Here is a 22,363-nt window from a genome sequence, read left to right on the forward strand (position 1 = left end):
GGCACCCGTGTACTGGACGTACTCGGGTGCCCCGACAACGCCGCCAGGGGCGGCACCGGGCGCCGCGACCCCGGCAAGATCCGAAAGAGACGGCCTAGGAGAGGCCGAGGTCCTCGAGGCGGTAGCCGGTGAGGTAGGGCAGGCCCGCCTCGGCGATGGCGTCGGCGGCGCCCCGGTCCACGATGGTGGCGACGGCGACGACCTCGCCACCGGCCTCGCGGACCGCTTCCACGGCGGTCAGCGGGGAACCGCCGGTGGTCGAGGTGTCCTCGACCACCAGGCAGCGCTTGCCCTTGACGTCGGTGCCCTCGATGCGGCGCTGCATGCCGTGCGCCTTCTGCGCCTTGCGCACGACGAAGGCGTCCAGGCACCCGCCGCGCGCGGCGGAGGCGTGCAGCATCGAGGTGGCGACCGGGTCGGCGCCCAGGGTGAGCCCGCCGACGCAGTCGAAGACGAGGTCGGCGGTCAGGTCGAGCATGACCTGACCGACCAGCGGGGCGGCCTCGCCGTCGAGGGTGATCCGGCGGAGGTCGATGTAGTAGTCGGCTTCCCGCCCGGAGGAGAGGGTCACCTTGCCGTGCACGACGGCCTTGTCCTTGATCTGCTGCAGAAGCGCATCCCGTACGTCACTCATGCCGTCGAGCTTAATTGCGCGCTACCCGAGCCGCCGCCACGTCCACGTCGTGGAGACCTCCAGCGGGTCCACGGGCGTGACCAGCCGGGGGAGGGTGTTCAGGCCGTTCGGCGGGCCGGACTGCGGCTCGACGCAGACGGCCTCGGGCTGCTCGTCGTAGACGACCACCCACTCGGCGCGACTGGCGATGCTCAACTCCAGCGTGCCGGGCCAGGTGAGGGTGACGTCCACGCCGTCCGGCATCCCGAAGCAGTCGTCCCAGGGGCCGGGCTTGGGGTCGACGCGCCGTCCCGTGGGGAGGTGGTCGGCGCCGCGCTCCTCCTGCCAGGCCGGCTCGAAGCCGATCCGGACCTCCGGCCCGTCGTCGGCCAGGGTGCGCCGGAACCACGGGTGCCAGCCCGCCTGGGCCGGGAAGGAGTCCTCGTACGTCTCCACGCCCAGGGTGAGCGTCAGCGCGTCCTCGGTCAGTTCGAAGATCTGCGTGACCTTGCCGCTGTGCGGCCACGGGTCGCGGAGGTCGTACGTGAAGGCGGCGCGGGTGGCGTCGACGCCGCCCGGGCGCCAGGCCGCGTCCCTGCCGAAGCCGTGGATGGCGTGCGGCGGTTGGTTCTGCGGCATCTGGTGGACGGTTCCGCCGTCACGGAATCGCCCGTCCTCGATGCGCCCGCACCACGGGACCATCGGGAAGGACCCGTACCGGGGTCCCTGCCGCAGGAGTTCGGTCCCGTCGACGCGCAGACTGCTGATCCGGCAGCCGTTCTCCTGGTCGATCGTCAGCTCGGCGCCGCCGGCGCTCAGTCGCGTACTCATACGGCCGACCCTACGGGGGCCGGACGCCCCACGTGCCCCGGGGCATGCCCCGCGTCACACGGCAGGTGCGGGGTCGGCGTCCCTGGCGGAAGTCAGCGGCGGCGGCGCAGTACCCGGCCGACCACCACGGCGGAGGCGACGGCGAGGGCGGCGGCGGGGGCCAACCAGCGCAGGTTCGCTCCGGCCGCGCCCGAGGCGGGGGCCGGGACCGGGGCGTAGCGGCCGCGCGGAGGGGCGTGGTCCACCTCCTCGGCGCTGCGGCCGATCATCGTGCGGCGGGCGTGGGCGGCCTCGGCGGGCGGCCGCGCGGGACCGCCGACCTCGCCGAACTCGCCTTCCAGGAAGGGGTCGAGGGAGGGCGGCGGCACATCCGCGTCGAAGACGGACGCGGTGACCCCGGTGCCCTCGGCGCCATCGGTGTCGTCGACGTCATCCGCGCCATCCACGTCATCCACGTCATTCGCGTCGCCGGCGCCCTCCGTGTCCGCCTCGAACCCGGCGTCCTCCGCGTCGGCCACGGGGTCCGCCGGGTCGACCACGGCGTCCTCCGCGTCGACCACGGGGTCCGCCGGGTCCGCGTCGGCCTGCGGGTCCGCAGCGCCGCCGGGGGACCCGGGCGCGGCTCCGACCACCGGCTCCACCGCGGCGCCGGCCACCGGCTCCGGGGCTCCGGCCGTGGCGGCTAGCTGCGCGGCGGTACGGTCCAACAGCCGTCGTGCGGCCGTCGCGGTGGCCTCGGGGGCGAAGCCGGCGGCCCGGCCGTCGGCGGTCGCCCCGCCGGTGAACTCCAACCGGGTCCCGTCCCCCTGGGGGGTGAGCCCCAGCAGGAGGGTGAGCTTGACGGTGCCGCTGCCGCGGGCCTCGGTGGCCTCGCCCTCGACGGCGAACCGGTCCGGGTCCCGTTCGGTGACGGTCAGGGACCCCCGGTAGGTCACGGTGTGCCCACCGATCCGCGCCTTCAGCCGGCCCGACAGCGGCCCGGACTCCGCGTCGGCGTCCTGTTGGAAGCCGGGTACGCAACGGGCCGTGCGGGCGGGATCACGCAGCACGGCCCGGAGGGCGTCTGCGGGTACCGGAACGAACACCTGATGCTCCATGCGGTCGAGCCTACCGACGAGACCCGCTCGCGCGCCCGGTCCGACGCCGAGCGACCCGCGCCGCCGGCCCGTTACCGCTCGTGCCGGTGGCCTGCGGCCGCGCACCCGGCGCCCCTGACGGCCCCCCTCGGACGACAGGACGGCAGTACGGCAGGACGGCAGAACGGCAGAACGGCAGAACGGCAGGACCGCAGCACGGCAGGACCGCAGGGCTACGGATCCACAGCGCCTACGAGTACCTCGGGTGCGGGAGGGTGGAGGGCGGCAGCCCGTCCAGGCGGGTGCGCTCGGCGTCGCGGGTGGCGTCCTGGAGGGTGCGGGTGGACAGCGAGCGCAGCCCCGGCGTGTCGCGGTCGACCCTCAGCTCGGGGACGGTGGCGCGGGCGGCGAGGACGAAGCCCCAGTCCTGCGGTGGACCGGCGCCGCCGCCGAGGGTCCGGTCGGGCCCTGCGGCGAAGCCGGTGAGGCGGCCGCCCGCGCTGTAGGGCGCGGTCCGCAGGCCGGCCGCGCGCAGGGTGGTCTCGACGGTCCAGTAGGTGCGCGGCCGGCCGGCCAGCGGCCCCGCGTGCACGGCGATCCGGCCGCCGGGGCGCAGGGCCCGCACCGCCAGCCCGTAGAACTCCTGCGAGTACAGCTTCGTGCTGGGGGTGATGCCTGGGTCGGGGAGGTCGGAGACGATGACGTCGAAGCGCTCCCGGGTGTCCGGGCCGCGCAGCCAGCGGAACGCGTCCTGCGTGACCACGCCGAGTCGGGGGTCCGCGTACGCCCCCGCGTTGAGCCGCGAGAGCATCGGGTCGGTGCGCGCGAGCCGGACCACTCCCGGGTCGAGTTCGACGACGGTGACGGAGGCGACGTCCGGGTAGCGCAGCACCTCGCGGGCGGCGAGCCCGTCGCCGCCGCCGAGGACGAGGACCCGGGTGTGCGGCCCGGTCATCGCCGGGTGGACGAGCGCCTCGTGGTAGCGGTACTCGTCGTAGCCGCTGACCCGCAGCCGCCCGTCGAGGTACAGGTCGAGGGAGCGCGGGGATCCGGTGCCCGGCCCGGTGAGCACGAGTTCCTGCACCCCCGTCTGGACGGCGACCCGCACCTCCGCGCCGTAGACGGCCCGTCGGGCGACCCTCTCGAAGTCGTCGGCGAGGACGGTCGCGGAGGCCAGGACGGCCAGGACGGCCACGTTCGCGCCGATCAGCAGCCAGCGGGAGCGTCGGCTGAGGTCGTGGCGGAACAGCCACAGCACGAGTCCGCCGCCGGCGAGCGTGTTGACGGTGCCCGTCAGCAGTGCGCCGGTGAGCTGCCCGAGCAGCGGCAGCAGCAGGAACGGGAAGGCGAGCCCGCCGACCAGGGCGCCCACGTAGTCGGCGGCGAACAGGTCGGCGACCGCGCCGCCCGCGTCCTGCCTGCGGATGCGCTGGATCAGGACCATGAGCAGCGGGATCTCCGCGCCGATGAGCACCCCGATGGCGAAGGAGAACGCGACGAGCGCGGGTCTGGACTCGCCCAGCCAGGCGAAGCTCGCGTACAGGGCCATGGCGGAGAGCCCGCCGATCAGCGCGAGGGCGGCCTCGATGGCGCCGAAGCCGAGGGCGGGCCGCCGCCTGAGTCGTTTGGCGAGCAGCGAGCCGACGCCCATGGCGAAGACCATGACGGACAGCACGATCGACGCCTGGGTGACGGAGTCGCCGATCAGGTAGGAGCCGAGGGCGAGCAGCTCCAGTTCGTACACGAGCCCGCAGGCGGCGCATACGAACACGGTGGCCAGGACGAGGAGCCGGCCGGTCCGGGGCCGTACGGGCAGGGCGGCCGGACGGGTCGCCACGCCCCGCGACTCCGGAGCCGGCAACACCCGGCGCGGGACGGAACGGTCGATCATGAAGCGAACCGTACGTCACCACCCACTGGCACCCTGTCACCCACATGGGTGCAAGTGGCGTACCGATCCGCCCAGTTGGCGTAACCCCGGCGCAACCACCGGCGCCCCGCGGGGTGGTGGGCCGCAGGACCGCCGACTCCCTTCCGACGAGGCCCGACAGGGCCCGGCAGCACCTCGCCGGGCTGGGCCGGGGCGACCTACCGCGACACGGCCGTCGCCTCCGGGGCCGCCGCGGCCGGCGACCCCGTCCGTACGCCCACCCGGGTACGCGTCGCCACCAACTGCCCCTCCTGCGGGTACGCGTGCCAGGTCCGCCAGCGGACCTGCCCTTCGTAGCGCTGTGCGAGCAGGGCGGTGAACGCGTGCGGGCTTCCCGGGAAGGTTCCGGCGAGCCCGTTCGGGTGATCCGCGACCAGCGCGAGCAATTCCTGCGCCCGCCCGGCGAACGAGCCGCGCGACAGGGTCTCCACGCGGGCGGCGAACTCGTACTCCCAGTCGCCGACCCGCTTGGCGACGCCGAGCGGCAGCGGTGTGCTGCTGCCCGGCATGCAGGCGACGGTCTCCGAACAGAGCACCTCGCCTTCCTCCAGGAGGACCTGGTGGGAGGCCCCGAGCAGGCGCAACTCCACCTTCGCCCCGTCGAGCCGGAGGTTCAGTACGGCCAAGGCGGGCAGCCGCTCCCGACCCAGGGCCCAGGCGAGATCGGCGGCACGCGTGTCGGTATAGGTGGTCTGGAGGGTCGTGAGCATGAGTCGGCTCCGCAAACGCGCGAGGGAGAGGTGGCCGGGGCCCGCCAGCGGTGGTCAACGGGTGGGGGGACACCGGCACGGGTCCACAGGAAGTCCAGGAAGGTCCGAGGACTGGTCTACTCAACCGAGGGAATCATGAAAGGCACGGCACTCACAGCGTTTTTACCCAACTTGACAGGGTTTACATCCCCCCGGGGGCTCCGCAGTTCACGTGTTCAACAACATGCCCCCCGTACGCCGTAACAAGCAGCCGAACAAGGAGACGCCCGAAGGAAGTTGTCCCCCCTGGGCGTCTCGTTCACGCGAGTCCGGCTCCGGCCGTGTTCGTCAACTGGAGCCGCAGCCCCCGCCCCCGCAGGAAGAGGACGAGGACGAACCACAGGAGGACGACGAACCGCAGGAGGACGACGAACCACAGGAAGATCCGCTCGAACACCCACCAGAGGATCCTCCCCCGGCCCAGTGGCTTCCGCCACTTCGGCGGCGCGGCGCACCGCCCGCCTTGACGGCCGCCCTGACGATCCCCACGACCACGAGCGTGAACACGCCCACTGCGACGAGCACCACGATCAGCACCATGTCCGGCCCCTCTCTGTCACCCCGGTCCCCCGGGGTCCGGGATCCCCGCGTCCCGTGTGCGGGGGAGATTCCCTCCGGCCATCGGCGCCAAAGCACACTTGAGCAACTCCAGAGGTTGCCCGCAGGATGGCCGTCATGAGCGCACCCGCGGCCGGCAGCCGCCCCTTCCTCAACCGCAACCTGGCGGTCTTCGGCACGACGATCTTCGCGGAGATGTCGGCGCTGGCCGCCCGCACCGGATCGATCAACCTCGGTCAGGGTTTCCCCGACACCGACGGCCCCGCCGAGATCGCCGAGGCGGCCGTGCGCGCGATCCGGGACGGCAAGGGGAACCAGTACCCGCCCGGCCCCGGCGTCCCGGAGCTGCGCACCGCCATCGCCCACCATCAGGAGCGCTTCCACGGACTCTCGTTCGACCCCGACACGGAGGTCCTCGTCACGGCGGGCGCGACGGAGGCCATCGCGGCCTCCCTGCTGGCCCTGCTGGAGCCCGGCGACGAGGTCATCGCCCTGGAGCCGTACTACGACTCCTACGCCGCCTGCATCGCCATGGCGGGCGCCGTCCGCGTACCGCTGACCCTGCGCGCGCCGGACTTCCGTCTCGACGTGGACGCGCTGCGCGCCGCCGTCACCCCGCGCACGCGGTTGCTGCTGTTGAACACCCCGCACAACCCGACGGGCACGGTGCTGACCCCGGCGGAGCTGGCGGCCGTCGCCGAACTCGCGATCGAGCGGGACCTGCTCGTCGTCACCGACGAGGTCTACGAGCACCTGGTGTTCGAGGGCACCCACGTGCCGCTCGCCTCGCTGCCCGGCATGCGCGAGCGCACGGTGACCATCTCGTCGGCCGGCAAGACGTTCTCGTTCACCGGCTGGAAGGTCGGCTGGGTCACCGCCCCGCCCGCCCTGACGGCGGCGGTCCGCTCCGCGAAGCAGTTCCTGACGTACGTCGCCTCGGGCCCGTTCCAGTACGCGATCGCGGAGGCCCTGGCGCTGCCGGACGCCTACTTCGACGCCTTCCGCGCGGACCTCGCCGCCAAGCGCGACCTCCTCGCGGACGGCCTGGCGGCGGCCGGCTTCGAGGTCTACCGCCCGCAGGGCACCTACTTCATCACCACCGACATCACCCCCCTCGGGGAGAAGGACGGCCTCGCCTTCTGCCGCGCCCTGCCCGAACGCTGCGGGGTGGTGGCCATCCCCAACCAGGTCTTCTACGACGACCGGGCCGCCGGCGCCACCCAGGTCCGCTGGGCCTTCTGCAAGCGCGAGGACGTCCTGCGGGAGGCCGTGTCCCGCCTCGGGCGGCTGTAGGCGCCCCGATCCCCGAAAGCCTCGGCCACCGGGGAGCCCCCGGCCCCCCGGGAGGGAGCACGCGAAAGCCCGGGCGCCTGCCGGGGGCGTGGTGGCCCCCGGGGCGTCCGGGCTCTCGCGCGGCCGCGGGGCGTACCTGCTCCCCGGGGCGCGCGTAGCGCTGTGTCGGCGACTAGTTGCCGTCGTCGCCCTTGTCGTCTTCGCCCTCGGCGGAGTCGACGTCCTTCTCGAGGCCGAGCTGCTCGACGAGCCACTTGTCGAACTCGATCGAGGCGCGGACCCAGCTGACCGTGGAGGACACGAAGTGCTCCAGGCTGACGCCGGTGCCGATCAGCATCTGCGCCTCACCGATCAGGCGGACCGAGCCGTCGTCGTGCGTGTGGCTGTAGACCTTGGGCCACAGGGTGCGACGGTTCCAGTCGTCGATCGTCTCCAGGAGCTGCGGCTTGTCCTCGATGTCGTGCGGGCGGTCGTAGAAGGTCCGCACCGAGAAGACCTGCTGTTCGTCCTCGCCGCGGAACATGAAGTACGTGCGGAACTCCTCCCACGGCGCCGCGAGGTCACCCTCGTCGTCGACGACGTACTTGAGCTCCATCTGTTCCAGCAGCTGCTTGACCAGATCCTGGTCGGGGACGACGGGGCCCGCCGGTCCTGTGGCCTGCGGATCGGGCTGCTGCCCTCCGAAGTTCGGAATCGAGGCCGGGTCGATGCTCACCGTGTACTTCCCTTCGTGCGGATGAACCACATCCTCCACCATCGGTCCCACCCCGTGTCCAGCCCCGCACGCGCGATCCGCTCCGGGCGGACACGAGTAGGACTCAGGTAAGGGGATACGGGGGGCGGTGGCGGGGCACGGGCCCTTCGGCCCCCACCGCCCAGGGTACGACCGGTGGGGGCCGGCGGCAGGGGCCGGCAGGGGCTAGAGGACCTTGCCGACCAGCAGGTCGTCCCCGGCCACGGCCACCCGTACGGTGTCGCCGTCCCTGACCTCGCCGGACAGGATCTCCTTCGCGAGGCGGTCCCCGATGGCCGTCTGGATCAGCCGGCGCAGGGGCCGGGCCCCGTACGCCGGGTCGTTGCCCTTGTCCGCCAGCCAGGCCAGCGCCTCGGGGGTGACGTCCAGGGTGAGGCGGCGGGCGGCGAGCCGCTTGGCGAGGCGGTCGATCTGGAGCTCGGCGATGTGGGCCAGCTCGTCCCGGGTCAGGGCGGAGAAGACCACCAGGTCGTCCAGGCGGTTCAGGAACTCCGGCTTGAAGGAGGCCCGGACCACGTCCAGGACGCGCGCCTTCTTGTCGTCCTCGGAGGTCGCCGGGTCGACCAGGAACTGGCTGCCCAGGTTCGAGGTCAGGATCAGGATGGCGTTGCGGAAGTCCACGGTGCGGCCCTGGCCGTCCGTGAGGCGGCCGTCGTCGAGGACCTGGAGCAGGACGTCGAAGACCTCGGGGTGCGCCTTCTCCACCTCGTCCAGCAGGACGACGCTGTACGGGCGGCGCCGGACGGCCTCGGTGAGCTGGCCGCCCTCCTCGTACCCGACGTAGCCGGGCGGGGCGCCGACCAGGCGGGCCACGCTGTGCTTCTCGCCGTACTCCGACATGTCGATGCGGACCATGGCCCGCTCGTCGTCGAAGAGGAAGTCCGCGAGGGCCTTGGCCAGCTCCGTCTTGCCGACGCCCGTGGGGCCCAGGAAGAGGAACGAGCCGGTCGGGCGGTCCGGGTCGGCGATGCCGGCGCGGGTGCGGCGCACCGCGTCGGAGACGGCCCGTACGGCCTCGGACTGGCCGATCAGGCGGCGGCCCAGCTCGTCCTCCATGCGCAGGAGCTTGTGGGTCTCGCCCTCCAGGAGCCGGCCGGCGGGGATGCCGGTCCAGGCGCCGACCACGTCCGCGATGTCGTCGGGGCCGACCTCGTCCTTGACCATGCTGTCCTTGGAGGTCCCGGCCTTGGTGGCCTCTTCCTCCTCCTCGGTGGCCTCCGCCAGCTCGCGCTCCAGCGACGGGATCTCCCCGTAGAGCAGCTGGGACGCGGTGTCGAAGTCCCCGTCGCGCTGGGCGCGCTCGGCCTGCCCGCGCAGGTCGTCGAGGCGTTCCTTGAGTTCGCCGACGCGGTTGAGGGACTGCTTCTCCTTCTCCCAGCGGGCGGTGAGGCCCCGCAGGTCCTCCTCCTTGTCGGCGAGGTCCTTGCGGATCTTCTCCAGCCGTTCGAGGGAGGCCGGGTCGGACTCGTTCTTCAGCGCCAGTTCCTCCATGCGCAGCCGGTCCACGGAGCGCTGGAGCTCGTCGATCTCCAGGGGGGAGGAGTCGATCTCCATGCGGAGTCGGGACGCGGCCTCGTCGACGAGGTCGATGGCCTTGTCGGGCAGGAAGCGGGAGGTGATGTACCGGTCGGAGAGGGTGGCCGCGGCGACCAGGGCACTGTCGTTGATGACCACCTTGTGGTGGGCCTCGTAGCGGCCCTTGAGCCCGCGCAGGATCGCGATGGTGTCCTCGACGGTCGGCTCCGCCACCAGCACCTGCTGGAAGCGGCGCTCCAGTGCGGGGTCCTTCTCGATCCGCTCGCGGTACTCGTCGAGGGTGGTCGCGCCGACCATGCGCAGCTCGCCGCGGGCCAGCATGGGCTTGAGCATGTTGCCCGCGTCCATGGCGGAGTCCCCGCCGGCGCCCGCGCCGACGACCGTGTGCAGCTCGTCGATGAAGGTGATGATCTGGCCGTCGCTGGACTTGATCTCCGCGAGGACCGTCTTCAGTCGCTCCTCGAACTCGCCGCGGTACTTGGCGCCCGCGACCATCGCGCCGAGGTCGAGGGAGACCAGCCGCTTGTTCTTCAGCGATTCGGGGACGTCGCCCTTGACGATGCGCTGGGCGAGGCCCTCGACGACGGCGGTCTTGCCGACGCCGGGCTCGCCGATGAGGACCGGGTTGTTCTTGGTGCGGCGCGACAGGACCTGGACGACCCGCCGGATCTCCTGGTCGCGGCCGATCACCGGGTCGAGCTTGCCCTCGCGGGCGGCCGCCGTGAAATCGGTGCCGAACTTCTCCAGGGCCTTGTACTGACCCTCGGGGTCGGGGCTGGTCACCCGGCGTCCTCCTCGTGCGTCCTCGAATGCGGCCAGCAGCTTCTTCGCCGTCGCGCCCTGGGTGGAAAGGAGCTCGCCGGCCGCGCCGCCCTTGGCGGCGAGGGCGATGAGCAGGTGTTCGGTGGAAAGGTAGTCGTCCCCGAGCCTCCCGGCCGTCTCGTCCGCGTCGGCGAGTACGGCGAGCAGCTCGCGGGTGGGTTGCGGGGGCGCGACGGTGGAACCCGTGACGCTGGGCAGGGCGGCGAGCAGGCGTTCCGCGCCGGCGCGGACCTCGGCCTGGTCGGCGTCGGTCGCGGCGAGCAGGTCGGTGACGTTCTCGTTGTCCTCGCCGGCGAGCAGGGCCAGCAGCAGGTGCGCGGGGGTCAGGTCCGGGTGGCCGTCCTTGACGGCCCTGCGGGTGGCGGCGTTCAGCGCGTCCCGGCTCTTGTTGGTCAGCTCGGCTTCCACTGCGGCTACTCCTCTCCGTCGCGATACAGGGGCATGACACGTATAGCGTGCACAAAGTTGAGTCTATTCCACTCAAGGCAGTGTGCGGCGCCGCATCTCGTACTCTTCGGCCCATGCCTGGTTCGAAGACAGCCCATGACGTACTCAACCCGACGCCGGAGTACCTCGCCTTCTGGCGGGAGCGGCACGTCTGCACCCTGACCACCCCGCGGCCCGACGGCAGCCCGCACGTGGTCCCGGTCGGCGTGACGTACGACCCCGCGGCGGGGCTGGCCCGGGTGATCAGCAACAGGCACAGCAAGAAGATCCGCAACGTCCTGGCGGCCCCGGGCGCGACGGCGCGGGTCGCGGTCTGCCAGATGGAGGGCCGGCGCTGGGCCACCCTGGAGGGCCGCGCGGTGATCCGTACGGACGAGGCCTCGGTGGCCGAGGCGGTGGCCCGCTACGCGGAGCGCTACGGACGGACGCCCTCGCCGAACCCGGACCGGGTGGTCATGGAGATCACCCTGGAACGCGCGATGGGGCGCGGCTGACGTCGGGATGGACCCGGGGCGGACCCGACCGCCTGACCGATTTGTTTGTCCGGTTCAACCACTGGACGCGGACATCACAACGGCGCCATCGTGGTCAGGTCCACGATGGCGCCGTTGTGTGGGGGTAGTGCCTGAGCGATCTGCAACGACGGGGGAATCGCTTCAGGCACTTCGGGGGGTGGCGGCGGTGATGTCGGGTTCGAAGAGTTGGTGGTCCCGCTGGTCGAGATTGACGAAAACCATGCCGTACCGCACTTCGCAGCGGACGGGCTGCGGTGCGCCCCGGGGGCGGCGCAGACAGCGGTAGGCGCGGACGTCTTCGTCCTCCTCGCGCACGACGACGATCGGCTGGCCGAACAGGGTGACCATCAACGAATCGCCGGCGTGGGGGATCGCGGTGGCGAGGTCGATGAACTGCCACCCGGACCGGTACGCCGAAGCCATCTCGCGTCGGAAGTCTCGGTCGTCGGGGGTCATCAGACGGCCATCGCAGGCAGAGCGGTCCAACCCGAGTCCGACGCGCCGGAGGGCGCGCTGGTCCAGCCGCTGTCCGACGAGCGCGAGGGGGCGCTGGTCCAGCCGGAGTCACCGGACTGGGTCCGGGTCCACCCGCTGTCTCCCTTGCCGGACGGACCGCTGGTCCAACCGGAGTCGACGGCCGGCAGCACGGTCCAGCCGCTGTCCGCCTTGGCGGTCGGACCGTTGGTCCAGCCGGAGTCACTGGCCGGCAGTACGGTCCATCCGCTGTCCGACTTGCCCACCGGCGCGCCGGTCCAGCCACTGTCGCCGGTCAGAGCGGTGCCCCCCGCGTCACTTTCGACGGCACCGACTACCCCAAAGACCGCAACAGCGGAGAAACCAACGGCAAGCGCCGAGCGAAGCATTCTCTTATACATGGTCGGCTTCGTCCTCACTTGATGGAATCCTCTCCCCCGCCACACAGACGATGGCTCATTCAGGCACGTCAATGCCACAGGGACGATGCATCATGTTCTTGCATGTTCAGGACCCTGGGGGGTGGAGATTTGCCCAAAAGTGCGACAAACCCGACTCATCCCCACTCCGTCACGTCCCTGTGCCCCGAGGGAACGCGGTTGTACACGGCTGCGCTCAGCGCCGGCCGGATCGCTCGGAGCGAGGTGCAGCAGGCCCCCTGCCTGCTTGAATTCGCCCTGGTACAGCCTGACCCGGATGACGCGAACCAGCTCCGCCCGGTTCCCCCGTCCGTCGCATTGGCGCAACGGCTGCATCCGATTGAACGCGAGATCCAGGACAGGCGACGTACGGCTGTAGATCTCACCGATGCTTTCGAGCCGTTTCTGACCATCAGTGCGCAGAACCCGGCGAACACCCACGCCATCACGGTCCTGGAGGGTTTCGAGCGGATCAACGCGGCGTTGGACCTGGCGACGGCCGAGTGCCACACGGAGATGCTGACGATCCAACCGGGCGGTGCACGGCCCTCCCTGGCCCTCACACAGGCCCTGGAGCGGGACGCCCCGCTGATCGACCGGGGCATCAGCATCCGGACGCTGTACCAGCACACCGCGCGGCACAGCCAGGGCACGCTGGCGTACGTGGACCGGATCTCCGCCGGGAAGGTGGAGATCCGCACCCTGGAGGAGCTCATCGAGCGACTCATCGTCTTCGACCGCACGGTGGCGTTCATCCCGGTCAGCGACGACCGGCGGGTGGCACTGGAGCTGCGGCACCCGGGGCTGGTCGACTACCTCATCAAGGTGTTCGAGCAGCTCTGGCGGCGTGCCGTGCCCCTGAGCGAGGAGGTCACGTACACGCACATGCACGACGGCATCACGGGCGTGCAGCGGTCCATCGCGCAGCTCCTGGTCGAGGGGCACGTGGACGAGGCCATCGCCCGCCGGCTGGGAATGAACGTACGGACCTGCCGCGCGCACATCGCCCGACTGGCCACCGCCCTGGGCAGCGGCAGCCGGGCCCAACTCGGCTTCCTGATCGCCCAGTCCGGCATCCTGCACAGTTCGGCCCCGCACCTCCCGGAGGACGAGGCCGAACACGGCGGCCACGCGAACCACCTGTAGCGACGACGAAGGCCCCGCCCGGGATGATCCGGGCGGGGCCTTCGCGCGTACGGCGGTGTCGGGCTGCGGTGTCAGTCCATCGGACGCTTGGGGCGCCAGACGACCAGCGCGCTGCCCGGCTGCGGCGGCTGGTAGGGGACCAGGTCGCGGCGGTACGAGGCGTGCACCTGGGCCTCGCGGGCCTGGAGCGCGGCGGCCGCGCCGTCCACGGCGGTGGACAGTTCGGCCACGCGCTGCTGGAGGGCGGCGACCTGGTTCTCCAGTTCGATGATCCGCTTGATGCCGGCCAGGTTGATGCCCTCGTCCTGGGACAGCGCCTGCACCGTGCGGAGCAGTTCGATGTCCCTGGCCGAATATCGACGTCCGCGGCCGGCCGTCCGGTCCGGTGAGACCAGGCCGAGGCGGTCGTACTGGCGGAGGGTCTGCGGATGCAGTCCCGAGAGCTGGGCGGCCACCGAAATCACATAGACAGGGGTCTCATCAGTGAGCTGATAAGCCCCGCCCAACCGGGACTGTCTGCGGCGGCCGTCCATGTCATGCTCCCTTCGCGGACTCGAACAGCGCTGCGCGCGGGTCCTGCGACTCCGTCGCGTCGCGATACATCTCCAGGGCTTCACGGGCCTTGTCGGACAGCTCCGAGGGCACCTCGACCTCCACCGTCACGAGCAGGTCGCCGCGGGTGCCGTCCTTGCGGACCGCACCCTTGCCGCGGGCCCGCATCGTACGCCCGTTCGGGGTACCCGGGGGAAGCTTCAGGGTCACCGGGGGGCCGTTGAGGGTCGGGACCTTGATGTCGGCGCCCAGGGCGGCCTCCGCGAAGGTCACCGGGACGGTCACCGTGAGGTTGTCGTCCCGCCGGCCGAACACCGGGTGCCCGTCGACGTGGACGACGACGTACAGGTCGCCGCCCGGGCCGCCGCGCTCGCCCGGGGCCCCCTTGCCGCGCAGTCGGATCCGTTGGCCGTCGGAGACGCCCGCCGGGATCCGGACCTGCATGGTCCGGGAGCTGCGGGCCCGCCCGCTGCCCTTGCAGATGTCGCAGGGGGTCTCGGCGATCAGGCCGCGCCCCTTGCAGTCGGCGCAGGGGTCGGTCAGGGAGAAACCGCCACCGCTGCCCCGCGAGACCTGGCCGGTGCCGACGCACGTCGGGCACACCCGGGGGGTGCCGTTCTTGTCGCCGGTACCGGAACAGGCCTTGCAGGGCGACTGCGAGGACATCCGGAGGGGGACGGTCGCGCCGTCCACGGCCTCCGTGAACGACAGCGTGACCTCGGACTCGATGTCCTGGCCGCGGCGCGGCTGGGTACGGGGTCCCGCACCCGGGCCGGCGCCGCCGCGGTTGAACAGGCCGCCGAAGACGTCGCCCAGGCCACCGCCGAAGCCGCCTGCCGCGCCGCCCTGCTGCTGACCCCCGAAGAGGTCGCCGAGGTCGAAGTTGAACGAGCCGCCGCCCCCGCCCGGACCGGGGCGGAAGCCCCCGTTGCCGAACAGGGCACGGGCCTCGTCGTACTCCTTGCGCTTCTTGGCGTCACCGAGGATGTCGTTCGCCTCGGAGATCTCCTTGAAGCGCTCCTCGGCCGCGGCGTCGCCCTTGTTGGCGTCCGGGTGGAACTCGCGGGCGAGCTTCCGGTACGCCTTCTTGATCTCGGCCTCGGTGGCGTCCTTCGGGACACCGAGGACCTTGTAGTAGTCCTTCTCGACGAAGTCCTTCGTGCTCATCCCCGGTGGCCCTCCTCTCGTGCGGCTACATGGTGGACGTCAGCCCTTGTCGGGGGCATCCGCGTCCTTGTCAGACGGCGTGTCGCCGTCCGCGGACTCGGTCTTGGCGGCCGGGGCCGCGCCGGGCTGGGGCTCGGCCACCGCGACCCGCGCGGGACGGATCGTGCGCTCGCCGATCCGGTAGCCCGGCTGCAGGATCGCCACGCAGGTGTCCTCGGTGACATCCGGCGCGTACGAGTGCATCAGGGCCTCGTGGATCGTCGGGTCGAAGGGCTCGCCCTCCTTGCCGAACTGCTGCAACCCCATCTTGGCGGCGGCGGTCTCCAGCGATTCGGCCACCGACTTGAAGCCGCCGACCAGTTCGCCATGCTCCCGTGCCCGGCCGATGTCGTCCAGGGTCGGGAGGAGTTCCGTCAGGAGGGACGCGACCGCGATCTCCTTGACGGCGATCCGGTCCCGCTCCACGCGGCGGCGGTAGTTCTGGTACTCGGCCTGGAGCCGCTGGAGGTCCGCGGTGCGCTCACCGAGCGCGGTACGGGCCTGGTCCAGCTGCGCCAGGAGGGCCGTTTCCTGGCCGACGGCCTGAGTGTCCGAGTCCCCGGCCGGGGCCACCTTCTCCTCCGGGGAGGAGTCGGCGGCCTTCGGCTCGGCGGCGGCGTCGTCCGCGTCGGCGCCGGTGGGGACTTCAGGCTCCTCGTCGAAACCCGGGGTCTCCTCCGACATCAGGCAGCGCCACCCTTCGGCTTCTCGTCGTCGACGATCTCGGCGTCGACGACGTCGTCGTCGGCCTTGGCCTGGTCGGCGTCACCGGTCGGCGCGCCGGCGGCCTGGGCGCCCTGCGCGTCGGCGTAGATGGCCTGGCCGAGCTTCTGGCTGACCGCGGCGAGCTTCTCGGTCGCGGTGCGGATCTCCGCGGCGTCCTCGCCCTTCAGCTTTTCCTTCAGCTCGGTGACGGAGGCCTCGACCTCGGCCTTGACGTCGGCCGGAACCTTGTCCTCGTTGTCCTTGACGAACTTCTCCGTCTGGTAGACGAGCTGCTCGCCCTGGTTGCGGGACTCGGCCGCCTCCTTGCGACGCAGGTCCTCGTCCGCGTACTGCTCCGCCTCCTGGCGCATGCGGTCGACCTCGTCCTTGCCGAGCGAGGAGCCGCCGGTGACGGTCATCTTCTGCTCCTTGCCCGTGCCGAGGTCCTTGGCCGTGACGTGCATGATGCCGTTCGCGTCGATGTCGAAGGAGACCTCGATCTGCGGGACGCCACGCGGGGCCGGCGGCAGGCCGGTCAGCTCGAACATGCCGAGCTTCTTGTTGTACGCCGCGATCTCGCGCTCACCCTGGTAGACCTGGATCTGCACGGACGGCTGGTTGTCCTCGGCCGTCGTGAAGATCTCGGACCGCTTGGTCGGGATCGTGGTGTTGCGCTCGATGAGCTTGGTCATGATGCCGCCCTTGGTTTCGATACCGAGGGACAGCGGGGTCACGTCGAGGAGCAGGACGTCCTTGACCTCACCCTTGAGCACGCCCGCCTGGAGGGTCGCGCCGATGGCGACGACCTCGTCCGGGTTGACGCCCTTGTTGGCGTCCTGACCGCCGGTGAGCTCCTTGACGAGCTCGGCGACGGCCGGCATGCGGGTGGAGCCGCCGACCAGGACCACGTGGTCGATCTCGGACAGGTTGATGCCCGCGTCCTTGATGACGTTGTGGAACGGGGTCTTGCAGCGGTCCAGCAGGTCCGCGGTCAGCTGCTGGAACTGCGAGCGCGTGAGCTTCTCGTCCAGGTGCAGCGGGCCCTCGGCGGACGCCGTGATGTAGGGCAGGTTGATCGAGGTCTCCGTGGAGGAGGACAGCTCGATCTTCGCCTTCTCGGCGGCCTCGCGCAGACGCTGGAGCGCCATCTTGTCCTTGGACAGGTCGACGCCGTGGCCGTTCTGGAACTGCTTCACCAGGTAGTCGACGACGCGCTGGTCCCAGTCGTCGCCACCGAGGTGGTTGTCACCGTTGGTCGCCTTGACCTCGACGACTCCGTCGCCGATCTCCAGGAGCGACACGTCGAAGGTGCCGCCACCGAGGTCGAAGACGAGAATGGTCTGGTCGTCCTTGTCGAGACCGTAGGCCAGGGCGGCGGCCGTCGGCTCGTTGACGATGCGCAGGACGTTCAGGCCCGCGATCTCGCCGGCTTCCTTCGTCGCCTGACGCTCGGAGTCGTTGAAGTAGGCCGGGACGGTGATGACCGCGTCCGTGACCTTCTCGCCCAGGTACGCCTCGGCGTCGCGCTTCAGCTTCTGCAGGATGAAGGCGCTCATCTGCTGCGGGTTGAAGTCCTTGCCATCCAGGTTGATCTTCCAGTCAGTGCCCATGTGGCGCTTGACGGAACGGATGGTCCGGTCCACGTTCGTGACCGCCTGGCGCTTGGCCACCTCTCCGACGAGGACCTCACCGTTCTTGGCGAAGGCGACGACGGACGGCGTGGTCCTGGCGCCCTCGGCGTTGGTGATGACGGTGGGCTCGCCGCCTTCCAGAACGCTGACGACGGAGTTAGTGGTGCCCAGGTCGATGCCGACCGCACGTGCCATTTCGATTCCTCCAGCTGACTTGAGTGGAACAGACTCAACCATGCACCATCGCCCGCGCCGACGTCAACAGAGCTGAGTCGGGGGCGCTCAACTTTTATCCCGCCCTTACGCTCACCAGGGCCGCGACACGCCGCCGGCGCCCGCCCCGTCCGCCACACAGCCGAGCGGGCGACCCTCCGACCACCACCCCGCGCGGCATCCGGGGACCGCCGAAGGCGTGGGGCACCGTGCCTCCATGCGCCCGCAACCACCCCCGCTGCGCCCACCCCGGACGTTCCGCCTGCCCACCCTGGCGAAGCCGAACCCGCCCGCCCCGCCGGCGCCCCACCCGCCCGCACGCCCCCGGCCCGACCTGTCCGCCAAGCGGGTGCTCGACCTCGTCGGCGCGGCGTTCCTGCTCGGGGTGTTCGCCCTGCCGCTGCTCACCGCCGCGGGGCTGCTGTACGCGGGCCGGCGCGGCGTCCTCGTACGGGAACCCGCGCTCGGGCGGGGCGGGCGGGAGTTCCGGACCTGGCGGCTGCGCACGCGGGACACCGGCCGGCCGGGCGCGGCGGTCGAGCGCTGCGGCCTGGACGCGCTGCCGCAGCTGCTGAACGTGCTGCGGGGAGAGATGTCGCTGGTCGGACCGCGCCCCGGGGCGGGCACCGATCGGCCCGAACGACTCTTCGTACGCCCCGGAATGACCGGTTTGTGGCAAGTAAGCGCGCGCTCAGACCTCCCCTGGGAGGAGATGGCCCTGCTGGACCGGCACTATGTGGAGAGCCATTGGCTGGGGATGGATCTCGCGATCCTCGCGCAGACACCTCGGGCCGCCTGCCTACAGAGGCATGCCTGAGCGACACAGATCACCGCTCGCTCACCTACATTGCGGCGCGGGAACTGGGTAACCTCAAGCCTTGACTCAATAAGTTACCGCTTAGTAAGTCCCGCCCGAGGAGCCCTCCCATGCAACTCGCCGCGATCATCGTGTCGCTGGTCCTGACCGTGGTCGGCGTCGCGCTGCTCGCCCGAGCCGTGGCGCAGATCTACCGGTTCGTGAAACTCGGCCAACCCGTGCCGGCGGGAAGCCGCACGGACAACCCGAAAGCACGAACGATCACCCTGGTCAGGGAGTTCCTCGGCCACAGCCGCATGAACCGCTGGGGCATCGTCGGCTTCGCCCACTGGTTCGTCGCCATCGGCTTCCTGACGCTGCCTCCGACCCTGGCGCAGGCCTACGGCCAGCTCTTCCAGGCCGACTGGACGCTGCCGATCATCGGCGGCTTCCTGCCGTTCGAGCTGTACATCGAGTTCATCGGCGTGATGACGATCCTCGGCATCCTGGTGCTGATGGTCATCCGACTGGTCAACCTTCCCTCGCGGGCGGGTCGCAAGTCGCGCTTCACCGGCTCGAAGGCCTGGCAGGCGTACTTCGTCGAGTACATCATCCTGACCATCGGCCTCGCGATCCTGACGCTGCGCGGCCTCGAGGGCGCGATCCACCACGTCGACCACTACGAGCCGGCGTACTTCCTCTCGTACCCGCTGGTGCTGGCCTTCAAGGGCCTCTCGGTCGGCACGCTGCAGACGCTCATCTACTTCACCGCGATGATCAAGATCGGCACCTCGCTGATCTGGATGATCGTCGTCTCGCTCAACACCAACATGGGTGTGGCCTGGCACCGCTTCCTCGGCTTCCCGAACATCTGGTTCAAGCGCAACGCCGACGGCGCGGTCGCGCTCGGCGAGCTCAAGCCGATGACGAGCGGCGGCAAGGAGATCGACTTCGAGGACCCGGGCGAGGACGACGTCTTCGGCGTCTCCCAGGTCGAGCAGTTCTCCTGGAAGGGCATCCTCGACTTCTCCACCTGCACCGAGTGCGGCCGCTGCCAGTCGCAGTGCCCCGCCTGGAACACCGGCAAGCCGCTGTCCCCCAAGCTCCTGATCATGTCGCTGCGCGATCACGCGCACGCCAAGGCCCCGTACCTGCTCGCCGGTGGCGGCAAGGACATGGAGGGCAACGAGAAGGCGACGGCGGAGCAGCTCAAGGACGTCCCGGCGGCCGCCATCGCGGAGGCCGAGCGCCCCCTGATCGGCACCGCCGAGGAGAACGGCGTCATCGACCCGGACGTGCTGTGGTCCTGCACCACCTGCGGCGCGTGCGTCGAACAGTGCCCCGTCGACATCGAGCACATCGACCACATCGTCGACATGCGCCGCTACCAGGTGATGATCGAGAGCGCGTTCCCGTCGGAGGCGGGCACGATGCTCAAGAACCTGGAGAAGAAGGGCAACCCCTGGGGCCTGGCGAAGAAGCAGCGCGTCGAGTGGACCAAGGAGGTGGACTTCGAGGTCCCGATCATCGGCAAGGACGCGGAGGACCTCTCCGAGTACGACTACCTCTACTGGGTCGGCTGCGCCGGCGCCCTGGAGGACCGGGCGAAGAAGACCACGAAGGCCTTCGCGGAGCTGCTGAACATGGCGGGCGTCAAGTTCGCGATCATGGGCGGCGACGAGAAGTGCACCGGTGACTCCCCGCGCCGCCTGGGCAACGAGCCGCTGTTCCAGCAGCTCGCCCAGGAGAACGTGGCCATGCTCAACATGGCCTTCGGCGAGGACGACGAGGACGAGTCCACGAAGAAGCCGAAGTCGGCGAAGCGGATCGTCTCCACCTGCCCGCACTGCTTCAACACCATCGCGAACGAGTACCCGCAGCTCGGCGGCGAGTACGAGGTCATCCACCACACGCAGCTGCTCCAGCACCTGCTCGACGAGGGCCGGCTGACACCGGTCACGCCGGTGGACGGCCTGATCACCTACCACGACCCCTGCTACCTGGGTCGGCACAACAAGGTCTACACGCCGCCGCGCGAGATCATGTCGGCCGTTCCGGGGCTGCGGCAGCAGGAGATGCACCGCCACAAGGAGCGGGGCTTCTGCTGTGGCGCCGGTGGCGCGCGGATGTGGATGGAGGAGCGGATCGGCAAGCGCATCAACAACGAGCGTGTCGACGAGGCCCTGTCCCTGAACCCGGACATCGTGTCGACGGCGTGCCCGTTCTGCCTGGTGATGCTGACCGACTCGGTCAACGGCAAGAAGAACGACGGCCAGGCGAAGGAATCCGTCCAGGTCGTCGACGTGGCACAGCTGCTCCTGGAGTCCGTGAAGGCCCCGGGCCCGACGGCGGAGGAACTCGCCGCGGAGGCGCTGGCCGCGGAGACGCTGGCTGCGGAGGAGGCGGAAGCGGCCGCGAAGGCGGAAGCCGAGGCGGACGGGAAGGCGAAGGCCGAGGCGGCGAAGGCCGAGGCGGACGCGAAGGCGAAGGCCGAGGCGGCGGAGGCCGAAGCGAAGGCGAAGGCGGAGGCGGAAGCTGCCGTCCAGGCCGAGGCGGAGCCTGCGGCTACCGCGGCCGAGGCGGAGCCTGCCGAGGCGGAGGCCGACACCAAGGCCGTGGCGGAGCTCGCGGCGGAGGCGAAGCCCGAACCGGAGCCCGAGGCCGCGGCCGAGGCCGAGGCGAAGGCCGAACCGGAGCCCGAACCCGAGGCGAAGCCCGAGCCCGAGGCCGAGGTGAAGGGCGACGTGGAGCCCGCCGAGAAGGACGTCGCCGACGGCGAGCCCACGGCGGACGAGGCGAAGCCCGAAGCGGCCAAGTAGGCGCAGGCACACCCACAGGAACGGCCGGCCCCCAACCGGGGGCCGGCCGTTCCGGCGTTCGCGAGGCATGGCGATGGCGATGGCGGCGACCCTCACGAAACCGCCGGTCCGATATCCGCGCATTCAGTAGAGAACGCAACGAACCTCCGCAAGCCGCCCCCCAGTCACGTAAACCCCACCATCCCCAGGGGTGGGGACAGCCCCCCGGGGTTCCCCTAGGGGATGTCACAGCTCAGCCGCAAAGGCCCCTTGTTCCGGCGGCCCGACCACCATCACCCGCCGGGAGCAGGTACTTTCGATCACGTGGCTGGATTCAGGATCGGACGCGGCAGGGACAACAACCGCACCCCGCAACAACCCCCGCAAGCCCCGCGGCAGCAGCCGTACGGTCAGCAGCAACCGCCGCAGGCACCGTACGGCCGACAGCCCTACCCGCCCGCCGGCGGGCCGCCACCGCAGCAGCGGTGGCCGCAGCAGGGCGCGAACGGGGACCACGGCGAGCCCGAGTACTTCGACCCGTACGGACAACAGCAGCAGCCTCACCACGGGCAGCAGCAACCCCCGTACGAGCCCTCGTACGCGAACAACCCGGGCTTCACCCAGGCCTTCTCCATCGGCGAGGACCCGTACGGTCAGGGCGCGACGTACCAGGCGGGCGCGGCGGTCCCGGCCGGTCCGCGCTTGCCCTGGAAGGAGCTCCTGCGCGGCATCGTGATGCGGCCGGGACCGACGTTCCTGCAGATGCGCGACTACGCCGTCTGGGGTCCGGCGCTGATCGTGACCTTCATCTACGGCCTCCTCGCGGTCTTCGGCCTCGACGACACCCGCGATGACGTCATCAAGGCCACCTTGGCCAACGCCGTCCCGATCGTGCTCAGCGCCGCCGTGGCGTTCGTGCTCTGCGGCCTGATCCTGGGCGCGGTGACCCACACGCTGGCCCGCCAACTGGGCGGCGACGGCGCGTGGCAGCCGACCGTCGGCCTGTCGATGCTGGTCATGTCCATCACCGACGCCCCCCGCCTGCTGTTCGCGATCTTCCTCGGCGGCGACAACATCGTCGTCCAGGTCCTGGGCTGGGTCACCTGGCTGGCCGCCGGCGCGCTGTTCACCTCACTGGTGAGCAAGTCGCACGACCTGCCGTGGCCGAAGGCGCTGGGCGCCTCCGCGATCCAGTTGGTCGCCCTGCTGTCCATCATCAAGCTGGGCACGATCTAGCAGCCGACACCGGTACGAGCGAAGTGAGGGGCCCGGCGCGCACCCCGCGCGCCGGGCCCCTCC

19 protein-coding genes and 1 pseudogene are annotated in these 22,363 nt (G+C 71.0%); 6 read left to right on the top strand and 14 right to left on the bottom strand.

Going from position 1 to position 22,363, the window contains the following annotated elements; translation table 11 throughout:
• Positions 1 to 94: 94 nt before the first annotated feature.
• From pyrE to ACIRO3_RS14625, 6 genes are all read right to left on the bottom strand, one after another.
• A complete protein-coding gene (pyrE, locus tag ACIRO3_RS14600; RefSeq protein WP_267797289.1) occupies positions 95 to 634 on the bottom strand; it encodes an orotate phosphoribosyltransferase in 540 nt (179 codons plus the stop codon).
• A gap of 21 nt (positions 635 to 655) precedes the next feature.
• A complete protein-coding gene (locus ACIRO3_RS14605) occupies positions 656 to 1,444 on the bottom strand; it encodes an aldose 1-epimerase (protein ID WP_404136357.1) in 789 nt (262 codons plus the stop codon).
• 92 nt (positions 1,445 to 1,536) lie between these two features.
• Positions 1,537 to 2,541 carry an SRPBCC domain-containing protein gene (locus ACIRO3_RS14610; RefSeq protein ID WP_404136360.1) on the bottom strand — a complete coding sequence of 335 codons (1,005 nt, stop codon included), beginning with the start codon at positions 2,539 to 2,541 and terminating at the stop codon, positions 1,537 to 1,539.
• A gap of 229 nt (positions 2,542 to 2,770) precedes the next feature.
• Positions 2,771 to 4,411: a polyamine aminopropyltransferase gene (locus tag ACIRO3_RS14615; protein ID WP_404136363.1), complete on the bottom strand. Its 1,641-nt coding sequence runs from the start codon at positions 4,409 to 4,411 to the stop codon at positions 2,771 to 2,773.
• Between the two features lie 197 nt (positions 4,412 to 4,608).
• Entirely contained in the window at positions 4,609 to 5,160 is a 552-nt protein-coding gene (locus tag ACIRO3_RS14620) for a DUF2617 family protein (protein ID WP_361770303.1), read from the bottom strand.
• 298 nt (positions 5,161 to 5,458) lie between these two features.
• The gene (locus ACIRO3_RS14625) at positions 5,459 to 5,596 is read right to left on the bottom strand and encodes a hypothetical protein (RefSeq protein WP_404136366.1); all 138 of its coding nucleotides are present in this window, start codon (positions 5,594 to 5,596) and stop codon (positions 5,459 to 5,461) included.
• A 269-nt stretch (positions 5,597 to 5,865) separates the two neighbouring features.
• Between ACIRO3_RS14625 and ACIRO3_RS14630 the strand changes: the two genes are divergently transcribed.
• The gene (locus ACIRO3_RS14630; protein WP_404136369.1) at positions 5,866 to 7,050 is read left to right on the top strand and encodes a pyridoxal phosphate-dependent aminotransferase; all 1,185 of its coding nucleotides are present in this window, start codon (positions 5,866 to 5,868) and stop codon (positions 7,048 to 7,050) included.
• Positions 7,051 to 7,222: 172 nt separating this feature from the next.
• Here ACIRO3_RS14630 and ACIRO3_RS14635 read toward each other — a convergent pair whose 3' ends face one another.
• Positions 7,223 to 7,765 carry a YbjN domain-containing protein gene (locus ACIRO3_RS14635; protein WP_361770309.1) on the bottom strand — a complete coding sequence of 181 codons (543 nt, stop codon included), beginning with the start codon at positions 7,763 to 7,765 and terminating at the stop codon, positions 7,223 to 7,225.
• Positions 7,766 to 7,969: 204 nt separating this feature from the next.
• Positions 7,970 to 10,570: an ATP-dependent chaperone ClpB gene (gene clpB, locus ACIRO3_RS14640; RefSeq protein ID WP_404136373.1), complete on the bottom strand. Its 2,601-nt coding sequence runs from the start codon at positions 10,568 to 10,570 to the stop codon at positions 7,970 to 7,972.
• Between the two features lie 113 nt (positions 10,571 to 10,683).
• Here clpB and ACIRO3_RS14645 point away from each other — a divergent pair, with 113 nt between their 5' ends.
• Positions 10,684 to 11,103, top strand: coding sequence for a TIGR03618 family F420-dependent PPOX class oxidoreductase (locus ACIRO3_RS14645; RefSeq protein WP_361770315.1), 420 nt, complete (start codon positions 10,684 to 10,686; stop codon positions 11,101 to 11,103).
• A gap of 162 nt (positions 11,104 to 11,265) precedes the next feature.
• Here ACIRO3_RS14645 and ACIRO3_RS14650 read toward each other — a convergent pair whose 3' ends face one another.
• Both ACIRO3_RS14650 and ACIRO3_RS14655 read right to left on the bottom strand, forming a co-directional pair.
• Positions 11,266 to 11,580, bottom strand: a complete 315-nt coding sequence (locus ACIRO3_RS14650) for a (2Fe-2S)-binding protein (protein WP_267797300.1) — start codon at positions 11,578 to 11,580, stop codon at positions 11,266 to 11,268.
• Entirely contained in the window at positions 11,580 to 11,864 is a 285-nt protein-coding gene (locus ACIRO3_RS14655) for a hypothetical protein (protein WP_361770318.1), read from the bottom strand. The genes ACIRO3_RS14650 and ACIRO3_RS14655 overlap by 1 nt, the downstream gene beginning before the upstream one ends.
• A 237-nt stretch (positions 11,865 to 12,101) precedes the next feature.
• Between ACIRO3_RS14655 and ACIRO3_RS14660 the strand changes: the two genes are divergently transcribed.
• Positions 12,102 to 13,163 (top strand): helix-turn-helix transcriptional regulator, encoded by a 1,062-nt coding sequence (locus ACIRO3_RS14660; protein WP_361770321.1) that lies wholly within the window; start codon positions 12,102 to 12,104, stop codon positions 13,161 to 13,163.
• A gap of 71 nt (positions 13,164 to 13,234) precedes the next feature.
• Here ACIRO3_RS14660 and ACIRO3_RS14665 read toward each other — a convergent pair whose 3' ends face one another.
• From ACIRO3_RS14665 to dnaK, 4 genes are read right to left on the bottom strand one after another with little or no spacing between them, the layout of a single operon-like run.
• A complete protein-coding gene (locus ACIRO3_RS14665) occupies positions 13,235 to 13,696 on the bottom strand; it encodes a heat shock protein transcriptional repressor HspR (RefSeq protein ID WP_053684360.1) in 462 nt (153 codons plus the stop codon).
• A gap of 1 nt (position 13,697) precedes the next feature.
• Entirely contained in the window at positions 13,698 to 14,882 is a 1,185-nt protein-coding gene (gene dnaJ, locus ACIRO3_RS14670; RefSeq protein ID WP_365997238.1) for a molecular chaperone DnaJ, read from the bottom strand.
• A gap of 39 nt (positions 14,883 to 14,921) precedes the next feature.
• The gene (gene grpE, locus ACIRO3_RS14675) at positions 14,922 to 15,605 is read right to left on the bottom strand and encodes a nucleotide exchange factor GrpE (RefSeq protein ID WP_404136378.1); all 684 of its coding nucleotides are present in this window, start codon (positions 15,603 to 15,605) and stop codon (positions 14,922 to 14,924) included.
• Positions 15,605 to 17,452 carry a molecular chaperone DnaK gene (gene dnaK, locus ACIRO3_RS14680; protein WP_361770330.1) on the bottom strand — a complete coding sequence of 616 codons (1,848 nt, stop codon included), beginning with the start codon at positions 17,450 to 17,452 and terminating at the stop codon, positions 15,605 to 15,607. Before dnaK ends, grpE begins: the two co-directional genes overlap by 1 nt.
• A gap of 235 nt (positions 17,453 to 17,687) precedes the next feature.
• Between dnaK and ACIRO3_RS14685 the strand changes: the two genes are divergently transcribed.
• From ACIRO3_RS14685 to ACIRO3_RS14695, 3 genes and pseudogenes are all read left to right on the top strand, one after another.
• Complete coding sequence (locus tag ACIRO3_RS14685) at positions 17,688 to 18,287, top strand: sugar transferase (RefSeq protein ID WP_404136382.1); 600 nt, start codon at positions 17,688 to 17,690, stop codon at positions 18,285 to 18,287.
• A gap of 110 nt (positions 18,288 to 18,397) precedes the next feature.
• Positions 18,398 to 20,620: pseudogene (locus ACIRO3_RS14690) on the top strand (heterodisulfide reductase-related iron-sulfur binding cluster); the annotation flags it as partial.
• Between the two features lie 687 nt (positions 20,621 to 21,307).
• Complete coding sequence (locus ACIRO3_RS14695) at positions 21,308 to 22,300, top strand: Yip1 family protein (protein WP_404136385.1); 993 nt, start codon at positions 21,308 to 21,310, stop codon at positions 22,298 to 22,300.
• The last annotated feature ends 63 nt before the right edge of the window (positions 22,301 to 22,363 follow it).

This window comes from Streptomyces sp. NPDC102278 (genome assembly GCF_044766345.1).
Classification (GTDB): Bacteria; Actinomycetota; Actinomycetes; order Streptomycetales; family Streptomycetaceae; genus Streptomyces.

Coding starts and splice junctions, on each gene's coding strand:
- pyrE (WP_267797289.1), bottom strand. CDS start 634: ATGAGTGACGTACGGGATGCGCTTCTGCAGCAGATCAAGGACAAGGCC.
- ACIRO3_RS14605 (WP_404136357.1), bottom strand. CDS start 1,444: ATGAGTACGCGACTGAGCGCCGGCGGCGCCGAGCTGACGATCGACCAG.
- ACIRO3_RS14610 (WP_404136360.1), bottom strand. CDS start 2,541: ATGGAGCATCAGGTGTTCGTTCCGGTACCCGCAGACGCCCTCCGGGCC.
- ACIRO3_RS14615 (WP_404136363.1), bottom strand. CDS start 4,411: ATGATCGACCGTTCCGTCCCGCGCCGGGTGTTGCCGGCTCCGGAGTCG.
- ACIRO3_RS14620 (WP_361770303.1), bottom strand. CDS start 5,160: ATGCTCACGACCCTCCAGACCACCTATACCGACACGCGTGCCGCCGAT.
- ACIRO3_RS14630 (WP_404136369.1), top strand. CDS start 5,866: ATGGCCGTCATGAGCGCACCCGCGGCCGGCAGCCGCCCCTTCCTCAAC.
- ACIRO3_RS14645 (WP_361770315.1), top strand. CDS start 10,684: ATGCCTGGTTCGAAGACAGCCCATGACGTACTCAACCCGACGCCGGAG.
- ACIRO3_RS14650 (WP_267797300.1), bottom strand. CDS start 11,580: ATGACCCCCGACGACCGAGACTTCCGACGCGAGATGGCTTCGGCGTAC.
- ACIRO3_RS14660 (WP_361770321.1), top strand. CDS start 12,102: ATGTTCAGGACCCTGGGGGGTGGAGATTTGCCCAAAAGTGCGACAAAC.
- ACIRO3_RS14665 (WP_053684360.1), bottom strand. CDS start 13,696: ATGGACGGCCGCCGCAGACAGTCCCGGTTGGGCGGGGCTTATCAGCTC.
- dnaJ (WP_365997238.1), bottom strand. CDS start 14,882: ATGAGCACGAAGGACTTCGTCGAGAAGGACTACTACAAGGTCCTCGGT.
- grpE (WP_404136378.1), bottom strand. CDS start 15,605: ATGTCGGAGGAGACCCCGGGTTTCGACGAGGAGCCTGAAGTCCCCACC.
- dnaK (WP_361770330.1), bottom strand. CDS start 17,452: ATGGCACGTGCGGTCGGCATCGACCTGGGCACCACTAACTCCGTCGTC.
- ACIRO3_RS14685 (WP_404136382.1), top strand. CDS start 17,688: ATGCGCCCGCAACCACCCCCGCTGCGCCCACCCCGGACGTTCCGCCTG.
- ACIRO3_RS14695 (WP_404136385.1), top strand. CDS start 21,308: ATGTCACAGCTCAGCCGCAAAGGCCCCTTGTTCCGGCGGCCCGACCAC.